This window comes from Microbispora sp. ZYX-F-249 (genome assembly GCF_039649665.1).
Lineage (GTDB): Bacteria > Actinomycetota > Actinomycetes > Streptosporangiales > Streptosporangiaceae > Microbispora > Microbispora maris.
The window spans coordinates 13,379-28,736 of record NZ_JBDJAW010000063.1; the positions used below are offsets into that span (position 1 = coordinate 13,379).

A 15,358-nucleotide genomic window follows, 5' to 3' on the forward strand; every position below is an offset into this window, starting at 1 on the left:
CCATGCCCGCGACCGCGGTCGCCGTGGTCCTCGCCGAAGCCGTCGAACTGCTGCGTGACCTGTTCCGCCGCCGTACGGCCGTCTCCGGCCCGACTGACGGTGGCGTGCCCGTGCCGGCCGGGCATCCCGCCGTCGCCGGATACCTGGTCACGGTGGACCGGGTGCGCCTGCGGGCCACCGAGGCGCTCATGCTGGTGTGCCGGCCGCCGTACGGTGACCGCGCCGAGCGGTGCCTGCTCGAAGAGATCGTCGAGCAGTGCCTGCTGATGGACGAGACGCTGGAGGACCACGAGCCGCTCGACGAGAGCGAGCTCCGGGCCGCGGCCGAGGATTTCCGCGCCGGCCACGGCCTGCGCGACCGCGCCTCCACGCTGGCCTGGCTGGCGGAGCTGCCGTTGTCCGGCGAGCAGTTCGAGGCGTTCATCGCCGGAATGGCGCGGCGGCGGCGCTTCCGGCGGCGCAAGGAGGCCGAGCTCGCGCGGGGCCATCTCGCGGCCCACCGCTGCGATTTCGACCGCGTACGCGCCCTGTGGGTGACGGGCCCGGAGCCGGTGAACGGGGAGTCGCTGCGAGGCCCGGCCGGCCTGGTGGGCCGTGGGGAGGCGGTGATGATCGTGGGCGAGCGGTGGGCCAGGGACCTGCCCGCGCCCCTGCGCCACGCCGCGCACGACACGCTGGTCGGCCCGACGACGTACGGCGCCGGCTATCTGACCGGGATCGTGCTGGAGCGCCGGGTGGCGCGGGACGACGACGCGGAGACGCTGGCCGCGGCGGGCGCGGACGCCTTCCGCGAATGGCTCGCCGCACGGCGCAGGCGGGCCTCCGTCGAGTGGCACTGGCTGTGACCGCCGCCGTCCCGAGGTGTCCGGCGTGGGCGCCGGCGTCACGCGGGGCGGCGGTCCCCTCCGCGGGCGTGGGGGATGAGAGGATGAACGCCGTCAACGGCGCGGCCGCGGTGGCCGCGTGAGCCTCGTCCCAGGGGGAGTGCATGTTCCGCCACGTCGTGCTGCTGAAGTGGACCGATGACGCCACCGAGGAGCAGCGCGCCGAGGTGGCCAGGCGGCTGGGCGGGCTGCCGGACGTCATCTCCGAGTTGCGTTCCTATCAGATCGGTCCGGACGCGGGCGTCAACCAGGGCAACTTCTCCTTCGCCGTGGTCGCCGACTTCGACTCCCCGGAGGACTACGTCGTCTACCGGGACCACCCGGCGCACCGCGCGGTGATCGACGAGTGCATCACGCCGATCCTCGCCGCCCGTGCGGCCGTGCAGTACAACCTCTGAACCGCTGGGCGTGCTCACGGGGAGGGCGCCGGGGCGGCGCCCCTCGTCCTCCCGTCTCCGCCCACGTGCCTTGCCGGACGATCACCGGTGCCAGGCGGTGACAGGCCCGTCGTGTGCCGCTTGCTGGAATCTCATTTCGCCGCACACTCTCACCCTCCGGCCTGTGCGGGATCAAGGCTGTGCCCGATAACGATTCGGATACGCGAATTGCGTTCATGTATATGAACGGCCTGTGACCTGCGTCACGGGTCTGATCCCGTCCTCCGCGAGCCCGTGACCTGCGAACCCGCCATTGACGGCGGGCGGGCGGCGGGCGCATCGTAACGAGGCCAGGCGGTTTGTCGGTCCGGGTGCCGCCGTTCACCCGGAGGTACGACGCGCGTGAACCAATTGGACTGGTACGTCCTCGGCGCCTATTTCATCGTCATGGTGGCGATCGGCGTCTACTCGCACCGGCGCATCGGCAATATCAGTGACTTCTTCACCGCCGGGGGCAAGATGCCCTGGTGGCTGGCCGGCATCTCGCACCACATGTCCGGCTACAGCGCCGTCATGTTCACCGGATACGCCGGCATCGCCTACCTCTACGGCGCCACGTCGTACGTCACCTGGGCGTTCCCGATCGCCATCGGCATCGCGATCGGCTCGGTGCTGTTCGCGCCGCGGCTGAACCGGATCCGGTCGAAGCTCAGGGTCAGCTCCCCGCTGGAATTCCTCGCCAAGCGGTACAACGTGCCGACGCAGCAGGCGCTTGCCTGGTCCGGCGGCCTGCTGAAGATCGTGGACGTCGGCGCCAAGTGGGCCGCGATCGCGACGCTGCTGTCGACGTTCACCGGCCTGTCGCTCAACCAGGGCATCCTGATCACCGGTGTCGTCACCGCCGTCTACTGCACGGTCGGCGGCCTGTGGGCCGACGCGCTCACCGACTTCGGGCAGTTCGTCATCCAGCTTCTCGCCGGTGTCGTCATGCTGGTCGCCGTCCTCGCCAAGCTCGGCGGCATCGACGCCATCGGCGGGATGTGGGATCGCCTGCCGGAGGGGCACGCCCAGCCGCTCAACGGTCCCTTCACCGTGACGTTCCTGCTCGCGTTCCTGTTCATCAAGACGTTCGAGTACAACGGCGGCATGTGGAACCAGGCCCAGCGGTACATGGCCGCGCCGAACGCGGCGCAGGCGGCCCGCGGCGCACGGCTGTCGGCCGTGTTGTGGGCGATCTGGCCACTGCTGCTGTTCTTCCCGATGTGGGCCGCGCCGCTGCTGGTCCACGCGACCAAGCCGGACGCGAGCGACTCCTACGCGCTGCTGACCACCCAGCTCATCCCGCACGGCCTGCTCGGCCTGGTGATCGCCGGCTTCTTCTCCCACACGATGGCGATGGCCTCCTCCGACGCGAACGCGATCGCCTCGGTCTTCACCCGCGACGTGATCCCGGTGCTGTCCCGCGCGGCGCGGGGCTGGGACACCCGGGCCGCCCTGGTCGCGGCCCGCGTCACCACGGTCGCGTTCATCGCGCTGTCGATGGCCGTGGCCACGCAGGTCAACAGCCCGGTGCTGAAGGACATCATCACGGTCGTCATCAAGTGGGTGGCCGGTCTGATGGGCCCGATCTCGATCCCGCTGCTGCTCGGCATGCTGCCGCTTTTCCGCCGCTCCGGTCCGACGGCGGCGCTGATCTCGTGGGCGGCGGGCCTGTTCGTCTTCTGGCTCACCAACTACGGCGTCAGCGGCCTGTCGACCGCCGTGTCCACGGCCGCACCGGTGGCCACCTCGCTCGTGCTGTTCACGGTCATCGGCTTCGTCCGCCCGGAGAACACCCCCGAGCGCGAGGAGCTGCTCCGCACTGTCAACACCGACGAGGACGGCGCCGCCCGCCCGCTTCCCGCGTCGGCGTGACGCGGTACGGCCGCCGCGCCGACTCGTGGGCGGCGGCCGTACCGAACCGGAATCGGATCAGAAGGACTCTTCGGGCAGTTCCATGAGGTCCTGGCCGGTGGCGGCGAGCACGCGGCGCTCGGCGGCCAGCCGGGGCAGGACGGTCTGCGCGAAGAACGAGGCCGCGGCGACCTTGCCCGTGTAGAACGCCTTGTCGTCCTCCGAGGCGGACAGGGCGTTCAGCGCGACCTCGGCCTGACGCAGCAGCAGCCAGCCCAGCACCAGGTCGCCCAGCGCCATGAGGAACCGGGTGGTGTTGAGCCCGACCTTGTAGACCTCCTGCGGCGTCTCCATGGAGGAGATCGCCCATCCGGCCATCGTGTCGGCCATGGCCTTGACCTCGTCGGCCGCCTCGTCGAGCAGGCCGCGCTCGACCTTCAGCCGTCCGTTGCCCGCCTGGGAGGCGGCGAACGCCTTGATGTCACCGAGCAGCGACCCCAGCGCCGCGCCCTGGTTCTTCAGGACCTTGCGGAAGAACAGGTCCTGCCCCTGGATGGCGGTCGTGCCCTCGTACAGCGAGTCGATCTTCGAGTCGCGGATGTACTGCTCGATCGGGTAGTCCTGCAGGAAGCCCGAGCCGCCGAGGGTCTGCAGCGAGCGGGCCAGCAGCTCGTACGACCGCTCGGAGCCGACGCCCTTCACCAGCGGGAGCAGCAGGTCGTTGAGCGCCTCGGCGGCCTCGTCGCGGCGGCCCTCGAACTCGGCGATCTGGATCTGGTCCTGGATCGTCGCCGTGTAGAGCACCAGCGCCCGCATCGCCTCGGCGTACGACTTCTGCAGCATGAGCTCGCGGCGTACGTCCGGGTGGTGGGTGATGGTGACGCGCGGCGCGGTCTTGTCGCCCGAGCGGGTCAGGTCGGCGCCCTGGACGCGGTTCTTGGCGAAGTCCAGCGCGTTGAGGTAGCCGGTGGACAGCGTGGCGATGGCCTTGGCGCCCACCATCATGCGGGCGTGCTCGATCACCATGAACATCTGCCGGATGCCGTCGTGCACGTCGCCGACCAGGTAACCGATGGCGGGGTGCTTCTCGCCGAGGGTGAGCTCGCAGGTCGTGGAGACCTTCAGGCCCATCTTCTTCTCGACGTTGGTGACGTAGACGCCGTTGCGCTCGCCCAGCTCGCCGGTCTCCAGGTCCACCAGGTACTTCGGCACCAGGAACATCGACAGGCCCTTGGTGCCGGGCTTGGCGCCCTCGGGCCGGGCCAGCACGAGGTGGAAGATGTTCTCGGCCATGTCGTGCTCGGCGCTGGTGATGAAGCGCTTGACGCCCTCGATGTGCCAGGTGCCGTCGGGCTGCCGGACCGCCTTCGTACGGCCCGCGCCGACGTCGGAGCCGGCGTCGGGCTCGGTGAGCACCATGGTCGCGCCCCAGCGCCGCTCGACGGCCATCTCGGCGAACCGCTTCTGCTCGGGGGTGCCGAGCTCGAACAGCAGGCGGGAGAAGGCCGGGCCGCAGGCGAACATCCATACGGCGGGGTTGGCGCCGAGCACCATCTCGGCCATGGCCCACACGAGGCTGCGCGGGGCGGGCGTGCCGCCGAGCTCCGGCTGCAGCTCGAGACGCCACCACTCGGCGTCCACCCAGGCCTGGTAGGAGCGCTTGAAGCTCTCCGGCATGGCCACGCTATGGGTGGCGGGGTCGAACACGGGCGGGTGGCGGTCGGCGTCCTCGAACGAGTCGGCGATCGGGCCGGTGGCCAGCCGGTTGACCTCGTCCAGCACGCTTCGCGCGGTGTCCTCGTCGACCTCGGCGAACGGGCCGGTGCCGAGGATCTCCCTGCGGCCGAACACCTCGAAGAGGTTGAACTCCAGGTCGCGGAGGTTGCTCTTGTAGTGACCCATCTGTGTGCGCTCCTAGAACCGAACCCGGGGGTAACGTACTGGTCGGTAACTCTAAAGGAATGCTACCCGCGAGTAACCGCCCTTATCCAGGGTCTGTGCCACAGATCGCACGGATTGAGGGCTCACAGCCGGTATCGTCCCGTTGTGAGAAGGCCGCGATCCGCGGTCTTCCCGGACGAGGTGCCCGCCGTACCCGGACCAGCGAAGACGGTGGGCGGAAGGACATGGACCAAGTTCTGCAGATCGTCGGCGCCGTCCTGATTCTCGGCGCGTTCCTGCTCTCCCAGATGAACGTCCTCGACAACAGCTCGAAGATCTACCTCGTGCTCAACCTCGTCGGCTCCGCGGTGCTCGCGTGGCTCGCGTACGCGGACGACGACTGGGGATTCCTGCTGCTGGAGGGGGTCTGGGCCCTGGTGTCCGCGGTCGGCCTCGTCCGGGCGCTTCGACCGCGGCGGGCGGCCACATAACCTGTTTGACACCTTTGCCGGTGTCGGGATTGGGTGGGCGCATGATTGAGATCCAGACGACGACGATCGACTGCGCCCGGCCGTACGAACTGGCCCAGTGGTGGAGCGAGGCCCTGGGCTGGCCGCTCGTGGACTCCGAGCCGGAGGACGACGAGGTCATGCTGGACCGTCCGGACGGCCCTCCGCACCTGCTCTTCATCCAGGTGCCCGAGGGCAAGACGGTCAAGAACCGCCTGCACCTCGACGTGAGGCCGACCGGGAACGGCACCCGCGACCAGGAGGTGGAGCGGCTGCTCGCGCTCGGGGCCAAGCCGTACGAGGACCACCGCACGCCGGACGGCGCCGGCTGGGTCACTCTCCTCGACCCCGAGGGCAACGAGTTCTGCGTCTGCCGCGGCGCGGCGGAGCGGGAAGCCTGAGAAGTCCGCCGCGGCGCGGCGGAGCGGGAAGCCTGAGGATCAGGCGCCCTTGGCGCGGCCGCGCATCGAGACCGTGAGAACGGCGGTGATCAGCAGCACGAGCGCGCCGCCCCACAACGCGTCCCAGGCCGCGCCGAAGACGCCCTCGCGGTCGATCACGAGCTGCACCGGGTACATCAGCGCCGCGGCGCCGAGGCTCGGATAGAGCGAGAAGCGCCAGGGGTGGCGCAGCGCCCAGAGGCGCGCCTGCCGGGTCACGCGGTCGCCGGCGTCCGGCTTGGAGATCGCGCCGATCGCGGCGACGAGGGCGAACACCGTGATGCCCGCGCACAGGGCCCAGGTCAGGTCGGCCGGGCCGGGCAGGATGACGCCCAGGAGGAAGCTCGTGGCCGCGACCGCCCCGCCGGACGTCGCCGCGGCCCGCCAGGGCGCGCCGCGCAGGGCCGCGCCGGCCAAGGACATCTCGTCCATTCGGGTCAGTTCGTTCATGACTTCAGCGTGCCCTTTTGGGCGTTTCCGCGGCATCGGGGAAGTCCCTGAGCCGCCCCTGACGCGCCCCGGTTAGTCTCCCGGCATGGATCTCGAATTCCGTACGGCCCGGCGTGAGGACGTCCCCGTCATCGTGGCGATGATCAACGATGACCCGATCACGGCATCCCGCCCGTCGTCCCCGATGGAGCCGGACTACCTCGCCGCCTTCGAGGCGGTGGACGCCGACCCGCGCAACGAGCTGATCGTCGTGGAGTCGGGCGGCGAGATCGTCGGGACCATGCAGCTCACCTACATCCCCGGGCTGTCCCGCCGGGGCGGGGAGCGCGCGCAGATCGAGGGGGTCAGGGTCGCCGTGCCCCACCGCAACCGGGGGATCGGCCGGGAGATGCTGCGGTGGGCGGTCGGGCGGGCCGGGGAACGCGGCTGCGCGCTGGTGCAGCTGACGTCCGACAAGGCCCGCACCGAGGCCCACCGCTTCTACGGCTCGCTCGGCTTCACCGCCTCACACGAGGGGTTCAAGCTCGCTTTGTGACAGCGGGGCGACGTCGACGAAGTTGTCGTGGTAGACCGCGCCCCGGCCCATGTCGGCGTCCCGCTCGTCCACGAGCGCGTTGGGGTTCGCACCGGCCGACAGCTTGGGCCAGTGGCCCTTCGGCGCCGCCACCACCCCCGGCGCCACCCGGTCGCTGACCTCCACGTACGCCCGGAACTCGCCGTTGCCGTTGAAGACCCGGGCGGCCTGCCCGTCCACGAGGCCGCGGGCGGCGGCGTCGGCGGGGTTGACCAGCACGGTGGGGCCCTTCGACCGCTTGCGCAGCTCCGGGTTGTTGGCGAACTGCGTGTTGAGGAACGTGTGCGCGGCCGGGGTGATCATGACGAGCGGATGCGGCCGGTCGGCGGGAGCCGTACGGGCCGTGAGCGAGGGGACGTAGCCCGCGACACGCGGCAGCCCGTCGGCCTCCGCCCTCTCGGAGGCGAACTCCAGCCGCCCGCTCGGCGTCGGGAAGCCCTCGGTGAAGGGCACGAACGGGTCGGCCACCCGCAGGCGCGCCCAGCCCTGCTTGCGGATCTCCTCCACGGAGATGCCCACCTGGGAGAGCGTCTGCTCGGCAAGTTCGAGGTCGGTGTCGTACAGGGACGGCTCGGTCAGCCCCATCTCCCGGGCGAGCCGGCGGAACGTCTCGGTGGTGGACAGGCACTCGCCCGGCGGCTCGACGGCGGGCTCGTTCCACACCATGTACATGTGCCCGTAGCCGTGGTGCACGTCGAGGTGCTCGATCTGCATGGTGGCGGGCAGCACGTAGTCGGCGTAGTCGACGGTGTCGGTCGGGAACTGCTCCATCACCACCGTGAACAGGTCCTCCCGCGTCAGCGCCGCCCTGATCCGGTTCTGGTCCGAGGTGGAGCCGAGGGGGTTGGCCGCGTAGACCCACAGGCACTTGACCGACTCGTCCAGACCGTCGGCCAGCCGGGTCATCGTGAGCGTACGCACGGGGTGCGGCAGCAGGTCGTCGCGGGGGTCGGGGCCCGCGGGGGCGTACCCCGAGGTGGAGTACGCCACCCCGCCGCCGGGGTACCGCCAGTCGCCGGTGACGCCGGGGATGCAGGCGATCGCCCGCATCGCCGCCCCGCCGCCCGCGTGCCGCTGGATGCCCATCGTGGCCCGGATGCCGGTCGGGCGGGTGTGCGCGAGCCGTACACCGAGGGCGCGGACGCGTTCCTCGGGCAGGCCGGTGATCTCCGCCACCAGCGCCGGGGGATGCCTGCGGATCTCGGCCTCGAACTCGTCCCAGCCGGTCGTGTGCTCCTCGATGTACGCGCGGTCCTCCGCGCCCTCCTCCAGCACGACGTTCAGCAGGCCGAGGGCGAGCGCGGCGTCGGTGCCCGGCCTGATCGGCAGGTGCTCGTCCGCCTGGTCGGCCGTACGCGTGCGGATGGGGTCGATCGCCACGACGTACGCTCCGGCGGCGCGGGCGTCCTGGACGAACTTCCACAGGTGGTGGCCGCTGGTCAGCGTGTTGGTGCCCCACAGCAGGATCAGCCGCGACAGGGCGAACGTCTCGGGGTCCATGCCGCCGGGAGTCCCGTTGACGTACCGCAGCCCGTCGTTGCCGGCCCGCGCGCAGATGTTGAGGTCGTGCCGGGACGCGCCGAGGGCGTTCCAGAACCGCCGCCCCGCGTTGCCCGACTCGCCCTGGACGTACCCGAGCGTCCCGGTGCCCTGGTAGGGCCAGATCGCCTCGCCGCCGTGCTCCTCGACGATCGACGCCAGCTTGGCGGCGATCTCCGACAGCGCCTGGTCCAGGCTGATCCGCTCGAACCGGCCGGAACCCTTCGGGCCCACCCTCTTCATCGGGTGGAGAATGCGCTCGGGCGACCGCACCTGCTCCAGGTAGCGGTTGACCTTCACGCACAGGGCCCCGCGCGTGTAGGGGTGGTCGCGGTTGCCGCGCAGCCCGGCGGCCTCGCCGTCGCGTACGGTGACGACCCAGGAACAGGTGTCGGGGCAGTCGAGCGGGCAGGCGCCGAGGACGGGTAGCGACGTGCTCATGGCATCGACGTTAGCGTGCCGTCCGCGGGCGGGCTCTACCGGATTTCCCCGACGTACGCGATGTTCGCGGCGTCCTCGGGATCGGTGCTCGGCGTCCCGGCGAACCACGCGTCCAGGATCTCCGTCAGAACCTGCCGGGAGGTGAGGCGAAGACTGAGCGCGAGCACATTGGCGTCGTTCCACTCGCGGGCGCCCGCGGCGGTGGCGGCATCGGCGCACAGCGCCGCCCGCACCCCCGCGACCTTGTTCGCCGCGATGGACGCGCCGGTGCCGGTCCAGCAGCAGACCACGGCCTGGTCGGCGCGGCCCTCCGCCACGTCTCTCGCGGCGGCGGAGCAGCACCATGCCCAATCAGCCCGGTCACCGGGGGCCAGCGCTCCATAGAGTGTGACTGAATGGCCGCGCCGTTCCACCTCGGCCGCAAGCACCGACGCGATTCCGTCGAGGCTGTCCGAGGCCAGGGATATACGCATGCCGTCAATTGTGGACACCGAGTGCGAAGATCGCACAGAATCGCTGGTGGTGAGAGGCATCAAGGAGCAGGACATAGCGCTGGACACTCCTGGCCAAGGAGCTGTCCTCGTCGTCGAGCCTCTGCTGCCGCAGCGGATCCGCCGTCCTTCCGACGCGCTGCGGTTCCTGCTCACGCTGCTGGCCCTCGGCGCCGTCGTGCTGCTGGCTCTGGCCCTGCAGCGCACGTTGAACGGCCTGGAGACCGACGTCCAGGCAGGCACCGGCCGCGCCCCCGAGGTGCTCTCGGCCGCCGCCGGGCTGCTGGGCGGCGTCGCCGTGCTCATCGTCCCGGTCGCGTTCGCCGTCGAACGGGTCTTCCACCGCGACGGCATGCGGGTCACCCAGGGGCTGATCGCCGCGATCCTCGCCCTGCTCGTGTCGTACGCGCTGGACGAGTGGCTCGTCCAGGCGGGCCCGGCCGACCTGGTGCAACTGCTCACCGGCGGCAGGGAGGTCGAGCCGCTCAACACCGTGCTCACCCCCGCCATCGCGTACGCCACCGCGGTGCGGATGGGGCGGCGTCCCCACTGGCGGGCGCTCATGTGGGTCGCGCTCGCCCTGGACGTGTTCGCGCTCTTCACCGCCACCAAGGTCACCGCGCTCGGCGTGATCCTCACCTACGTCGTCGGCCTCGCCGTCGGGTTCGGCACGTTGTACGGCATCGGCAGCGCGAACACCCGGCCGCCCGGCAGCGCCGTGCTGGCCGCCCTGCGCAAACTCGGGTTCACGCCGGTCAGCGCCAGGCGGGTGGAGGACGACAGCTCGGGCAGCCGCCGCTACCTGGTCGGCCTCATCGGCGACCGGCGGATCGACGTGACCGTGCTCGACCGGGACCGGCAGGTGGCGGGCGTCATCTACCGGCTGTGGCGGCGCTTCCTGCTCAACAGCGAGACGCGGCGCAGGGCCATCCGCTCGCTGCGCGCCGAACTCGAGCGCGAGGCGCTGATGGCGTACGCCGCGCAGGCCGCCGGGGTGCGGCTGCCGCGCCTGCTCGGCACGAGCGAGGTCGGCACCGAGGCCGCGCTGCTCGCCTACGAGCACGTGGACACCCGGCCGGTGGGCGACCTGCGCGACGAGGACTTCGACGACGAACTGCTGGCGCGGATGTGGGAGCAGGTCCGGCTGCTGCACGCGCATCGCCTGGCCCACCGCCACCTGACCGGCGAGAGCATCCACGTCGACGCCCACCGGAACGTCTACCTCGTGGACGCCCGCAGCGGCGAGATCGCGGCCGGCGACTTGCTGCTGCGGCTCGACATCGCCCAGCTCCTCGCCTACCTCGGCACGCGGGTGGGAGCCGAGCGTTCTGTCGCGTCGGCGGCGAAGGTGCTGGGGGAGGACACGCTCGCCGGGGCGATGCCGCTGCTCCAGCGGATCGCGCTGAGCCGGGAGACCCGGACGGCCGCCCGCCGGGACAGGAAGCTCCTGCCCGCCATCCGCGAGCAGATCACCGCGCTGAAGCCGCAGGCCGAGGTCGAGGAGGTGCGGCTCGAGCGGTTCCGCCCCCGGACGCTCGTGACGATCATCGTCAGCACGCTCGGTGCCTATTTCCTGCTCTCCCAGCTCAGCCAGGTCAACCTGATCACCGTCCTCACCACGGCCAACTGGGCGTGGAGCGGGGTCGCGCTGGTCGCCGGCGCCCTCAGCTACGTCGCGGCGGCGATCATGCTGCGCGGGTTCGTGCCCGAGCCGCTGCCGCTCGGCCGTACGGTCCTGGCCCAGCTCGCCGCGTCGTTCGTGAAGCTGGTCGCGCCCGCCGCCGTCGGCGGCGTCGCGCTCAACACCCGCTACCTGCAGAAACGAGGCGTCCCACCGGGCGCGGCGGTGACCAGTGTCGGGGCCTCGCAGCTCATCGGCCTGGCCATGCACATCATGCTGCTGCTGTTGTTCGGTTACCTCACCGGGACGCAGGCCGCGCCGTCGCTCACCCCGTCGCGGGGCCTGCTCGTCGTGCTGCTCGGCGTCGCGGTGCTCTTCCTGATCGTGCTCGCCGTACGGCCGCTGCGCCGCGTGCTGACCACTCGGCTGCGTGCGATGTTCTCGGGGGTGATCCCGCGGCTGCTCGACGTGGTGCAGTCGCCCAAGAAGATCTTCGAGGCGGTGGGCGGGACCCTGCTGCTCACCCTGAGCTTCGTGATCTGCCTGTCGGCGTGCGTGCAGGCCTTCGGCGGCGAGGCCAGTTTCACGGCCGTCGCCGTGGTGTTCCTGGCCGGCAACGCCATCGGCTCGGCCGCCCCGACACCGGGTGGACTGGGCGCGGTGGAGTACGCCCTGTCACTGGGCCTGCAGGTCGCCGGCGTGCCGGGACCCATCGCCACCTCGGCCGTGCTGCTGTTCCGGCTGATGACGTTCTGGCTCCCCGTCCTGCCCGGCTGGGCCTCCTTCGCCTACCTCCAGCGTCAGAACGCCCTCTGAACCGGCCTGCCGCCTGGGCATCCCCTGCCCGCCCGGCGGATCGCCGGGGGCGACGAGCCGAGGGGGTTACGAGCAGGGGTCACGAGCAGGGGTCACGAGCAGGGGTTACGAGCCGGGGGGCCAAAGCAGGGGTCACGAGCCGCGGGGGCACGCGCCGCCCGCGCCGTGCCCCCGTGGCTCGTGAACGCTCAGTGCGCGCTGGAAGCGGCCCAGAGGTTGATGCCGCAGTCGACCGCGTCCTTGTCGATCGCGTCCAGCTCGTCCTGCGTGAAGTCGAGCCGATTGATCGCGTCGAGGCTGTCGTCGAGCTGATCGACGCTGCTCGCGCCGATCAGCACCGACGTCACACGCGCGTCGCGCAGCGCCCAGGCCAGGGCCATCTGCGCCAGCGACTGGCCGCGCTGCCGGGCGATCTCGTCGAGCCGCCGGACGTGGCGCAGGCTCTCCTCGGTCAGCAGCGACGGATCGAGCGACTTGCCCTGGGCCGCCCGCGAGTCCTTCGGGATGCCGTCCAGGTAGCGGCCGGTCAGCATGCCCTGCGCCAGCGGGGAGAACGCGATGCAGCCCGCGCCCTCCTCCTCCAGCACGTCGAGCAGCCCGTTCTCGATCCACCGGTTGAGCATCGAGTAGGAGGGCTGGTGGATGAGCAGCGGGGTGCCCATGTCCCGCAGGATCGCCGCGGCCTCCCGGGTCCGCTCCGGGGAGTAGGACGAGATGCCCGCGTAGAGCGCCTTGCCCGAGCGGACCGCGTGGGCGAGCGCCCCCATGGTCTCCTCCAGGGGCGTCTCCGGGTCGAACCGGTGGCTGTAGAAGATGTCGACGTAGTCGAGGCCCATCCGCTTCAGCGACTGGTCGAGGCTCGCGAGCAGGTACTTGCGCGACCCCCAGTTGCCGTACGGGCCGGGCCACATGTCGTACCCCGCCTTGGTGGAGATCACCAGCTCGTCGCGGTACCTGGTGAAGTCCTGCTGGTAGATGTGCCCAAAGTTGATCTCCGCCGAGCCGTACGGCGGACCGTAGTTGTTGGCGAGGTCGAAGTGGGTGACTCCGCGGTCGAAGGCCCGGCGGAGGATGGCCCGCTGGGTCTCGATCGGCTTGTCGTCGCCGAAGTTGTGCCACAACCCCAGCGACACCGCGGGCAGCCTCAGCCCGCTCCGTCCGGTCCGGTTGTACGGCATGGGCCCGTACCGGCCCTCGGCTGCCACATAGCTCACTCGGTCACTCCAACTCGGTCGAGGATCCAGGAGAGCGCGAACGCCTCCTCACGCCAGGCGTCGTAACGGCCGCTGCGGCCTCCGTGGCCGGCGCCCATCTCGGTCTTCAGCAGGAACGGGCCGCCCTGAGCGGTGGCGCGGAGCCGGGCGATCCACTTGGCCGGCTCGTGGTAGAGCACCCGTGTGTCGTTCAGGCTGGTGGTCGCCAGGATCGCCGGGTACGTCCGGCCGTCCACGTTCTCGTAGGGCGAGTAGGTCTTCATGTACGCGTAGACCTCGGGGTCGTGCAGCGGATCACCCCACTCGTCCCACTCGGTCACCGTGAGCGGCAGCGACGGGTCGAGGATCGTGTTCAGCGCGTCCACGAACGGGACCTCGGCGACGATCCCCGCGAACTCCTCCGGCGCCAGGTTGGCGACCGCGCCCACGAGCAGGCCACCGGCCGAGCCGCCTCTGGCGATGATCTGATCGGACCAGCCGCCGGCCTTGAGATGCCGCGCGCACGCCACGAAGTCCGTGAAGCTGTTCTTCTTCCTGGTCAGCTTGCCGTCCTCGTACCACCGGCGGCCCATCTCGCCGCCCCCGCGCACGTGGGCGATCGCGAACACGAACCCCCGGTCGAGCAGCGAGAGCCGGGCCACCGAGAAGTAGGGGTCGATGGACGACTCGTAGCTGCCGTAGCCGTAGAGCAGGGTGGGGGCGGGCCGGCTCGTGTCCTTGCGGACCACGATCGAGAGCGGGATCCGGGTGCCGTCCGGAGCGGTGGCCCACTCGCGGAACTGCTCGTAGTCGGCCGGGTCGTAGCCGCCGAGCACCGCCCTCTGCTTCAGCAGGATCAGCTCGCCGGACCGCAGGTCGTAGTCGTAGACCGACGGCGGCGTCACCATCGAGGTGTAGCTGAGGCGGAGCCTGCCGGTCTCGAACTCCGCGTTGCCGGTCGGCGCCACGTCGTACAGCGGTTCCGGGAACGAGATCTCGTACGGCTCGCCGCCGTCACCGGGCAGGATCCTGATGCCGGTGAGGCCGTCACGGCGGAAGCGCACGCTGACGAAGTCCTTGAAGGCGTCCACATCGAGCAGCCTGGTGTCGTCCCTGTGCTCGATCAGCGGAGTCCAGCTCCCCGGATCGTCGAGCGGGGCGGTGGCGAGCTCGAAGTTCACGGCGCCGTCGTTGTGCAGGATGAGGAAGCGGCCGGCGGCGTGCTCCAGCCCGTACTCCACACCGGTGCGCCGGGGCCGCACGACGGTGAACTCGCCGTCCGGGGTGTCCGCGTCGAGGACCCGCACCTCACTGGTGATCTTGCTGCCGGAGGTCAGCACCAGGTAGCGCTGGCTGCGGGTCAGTCCGACGCCCACCCAGAAGCGCTCGTCGTCCTCCTGGTAGACGACGACATCCTCGGCCGAGCCGAGAGTGTGACGGTGGATCCGGTACGGGCGCCATGCCTCGTCCACCGTGGTGAAGAAGAACGTGGAGCCGTCGGCCGACCAGGCGCCGCCGTAGAAGACCCCCGGGATCTCGTCCGGGAGCAGCTCGCCCGTCGTCAGGTCCTTGAACCGGAGGGTGAAGCGTTCGTCACCGGAGAAGTCGGTCGAGTAGGCGAGCTTCGTGCCGTCAGGGCTGATCGAGCTCGTGCCCATGGAGAAGAACGGACTGTCGCCGGCGAGCTCGTTGCCGTCCAGGATCACCTGTTCGCCCGGGAGCGGCGTGCCCGGCTCCAGCTGCGGCGGGCTGTCGCCGTCGGCGGCCACGCGGCACTGGATGCCGTACTGCTTGCCCTCTTCGGTGCGGGAGTAGTACCACCAGGCGCCCTTGCGGGTGGGCACCGACAGGTCCGTCTCCAGGGTCCTGCCCTTGATCTCCTTGAAGATGGCCTCCTGGAGATCCTGCAGGTGGCCGGTCATCTCCTGGGTGTAGGCGTTCTCCGCCTCCAGGTACGCGATGGTGTCGGGGTCGTCCTTCTTGAGCAGCCACGCGTACTCGTCGATCACGGTGTCACCGTGATGCGTGCGCTCCAGGGAGACCTTCTTCGCTACAGGCGGCATGTCGCTCACCCGCCAAAGTCTATGTTCGGCGTGGTCCCGCCAATGCTCCTCGCTGCGGCCTGTGGACAACCGGCGAGGGGACACCGCCTCGCGCCGAAGGAGGAGTCCCTGGAAGTGCTGGCGGCGAGGGGGAATAGACCCGGAGCCCCCGGCGTTCTCTTCAACTCGGGTCATGGCAGTGCCGGA

At 70.7% G+C, this 15,358-nt stretch carries 13 protein-coding genes and 1 riboswitch; of the genes, 7 read left to right on the forward strand and 6 right to left on the reverse strand.

Features of this window, described 5'->3' with window-relative positions; translation table 11 throughout:
* Window positions 1-2: 2 nt before the first annotated feature.
* From AAH991_RS37620 to AAH991_RS37630, 3 genes are all read left to right on the forward strand, one after another.
* A complete protein-coding gene (locus AAH991_RS37620) occupies window positions 3-845 on the forward strand; it encodes a hypothetical protein (RefSeq protein ID WP_346230727.1) in 843 nt (280 codons plus the stop codon).
* A gap of 143 nt (window positions 846-988) precedes the next feature.
* Window positions 989-1,282 (forward strand): Dabb family protein, encoded by a 294-nt coding sequence (locus tag AAH991_RS37625; RefSeq protein ID WP_346230728.1) that lies wholly within the window; start codon window positions 989-991, stop codon window positions 1,280-1,282.
* Between the two features lie 381 nt (window positions 1,283-1,663).
* A complete protein-coding gene (locus AAH991_RS37630) occupies window positions 1,664-3,175 on the forward strand; it encodes a sodium:solute symporter family protein (RefSeq protein ID WP_346230729.1) in 1,512 nt (503 codons plus the stop codon).
* A 57-nt stretch (window positions 3,176-3,232) separates the two neighbouring features.
* Here the strand turns inward: AAH991_RS37630 and AAH991_RS37635 are convergent, their stop codons facing one another.
* Window positions 3,233-5,056 carry an acyl-CoA dehydrogenase gene (locus AAH991_RS37635; RefSeq protein ID WP_346230730.1) on the reverse strand — a complete coding sequence of 608 codons (1,824 nt, stop codon included), beginning with the start codon at window positions 5,054-5,056 and terminating at the stop codon, window positions 3,233-3,235.
* A 147-nt stretch (window positions 5,057-5,203) separates the two neighbouring features.
* Window positions 5,204-5,275: riboswitch (guanidine-III (ykkC-III) riboswitch) on the forward strand.
* A 5-nt stretch (window positions 5,276-5,280) separates the two neighbouring features.
* Between AAH991_RS37635 and AAH991_RS37640 the strand changes: the two genes are divergently transcribed.
* Together AAH991_RS37640 and AAH991_RS37645 are read left to right on the forward strand one after the other, a co-directional pair.
* Window positions 5,281-5,526 (forward strand): CBU_0592 family membrane protein, encoded by a 246-nt coding sequence (locus tag AAH991_RS37640; protein ID WP_346230731.1) that lies wholly within the window; start codon window positions 5,281-5,283, stop codon window positions 5,524-5,526.
* A gap of 41 nt (window positions 5,527-5,567) precedes the next feature.
* On the forward strand, window positions 5,568-5,945 hold the full coding sequence (locus AAH991_RS37645; RefSeq protein WP_346230732.1) for a VOC family protein: 378 nt from the start codon (window positions 5,568-5,570) through the stop codon (window positions 5,943-5,945).
* 39 nt (window positions 5,946-5,984) lie between these two features.
* Here AAH991_RS37645 and AAH991_RS37650 read toward each other — a convergent pair whose 3' ends face one another.
* Window positions 5,985-6,434, reverse strand: a complete 450-nt coding sequence (locus AAH991_RS37650; RefSeq protein WP_346230733.1) for a hypothetical protein — start codon at window positions 6,432-6,434, stop codon at window positions 5,985-5,987.
* Window positions 6,435-6,519: 85 nt separating this feature from the next.
* Between AAH991_RS37650 and AAH991_RS37655 the strand changes: the two genes are divergently transcribed.
* The gene (locus tag AAH991_RS37655; protein ID WP_346230734.1) at window positions 6,520-6,969 is read left to right on the forward strand and encodes a GNAT family N-acetyltransferase; all 450 of its coding nucleotides are present in this window, start codon (window positions 6,520-6,522) and stop codon (window positions 6,967-6,969) included.
* Here the strand turns inward: AAH991_RS37655 and AAH991_RS37660 are convergent.
* Together AAH991_RS37660 and AAH991_RS37665 are read right to left on the reverse strand one after the other, a co-directional pair.
* Window positions 6,940-8,988, reverse strand: a complete 2,049-nt coding sequence (locus tag AAH991_RS37660; protein ID WP_346230735.1) for a molybdopterin-containing oxidoreductase family protein — start codon at window positions 8,986-8,988, stop codon at window positions 6,940-6,942. The two genes, AAH991_RS37655 and AAH991_RS37660, sit on opposite strands and share 30 nt — an antisense overlap.
* Window positions 8,989-9,023: 35 nt before the next feature.
* Window positions 9,024-9,461 (reverse strand): RpiB/LacA/LacB family sugar-phosphate isomerase, encoded by a 438-nt coding sequence (locus AAH991_RS37665; protein WP_346230736.1) that lies wholly within the window; start codon window positions 9,459-9,461, stop codon window positions 9,024-9,026.
* Window positions 9,462-9,510: 49 nt separating this feature from the next.
* Between AAH991_RS37665 and AAH991_RS37670 the strand changes: the two genes are divergently transcribed.
* Window positions 9,511-11,916, forward strand: a complete 2,406-nt coding sequence (locus AAH991_RS37670) for a flippase-like domain-containing protein (protein WP_346230737.1) — start codon at window positions 9,511-9,513, stop codon at window positions 11,914-11,916.
* Between the two features lie 188 nt (window positions 11,917-12,104).
* Here the strand turns inward: AAH991_RS37670 and mgrA are convergent, their stop codons facing one another.
* Window positions 12,105-13,130, reverse strand: coding sequence for an L-glyceraldehyde 3-phosphate reductase (gene mgrA, locus AAH991_RS37675; protein WP_346230738.1), 1,026 nt, complete (start codon window positions 13,128-13,130; stop codon window positions 12,105-12,107).
* Window positions 13,127-15,172, reverse strand: coding sequence for a S9 family peptidase (locus tag AAH991_RS37680; RefSeq protein ID WP_346230740.1), 2,046 nt, complete (start codon window positions 15,170-15,172; stop codon window positions 13,127-13,129). The genes mgrA and AAH991_RS37680 overlap by 4 nt, the downstream gene beginning before the upstream one ends.
* Window positions 15,173-15,358: the final 186 nt, after the last annotated feature.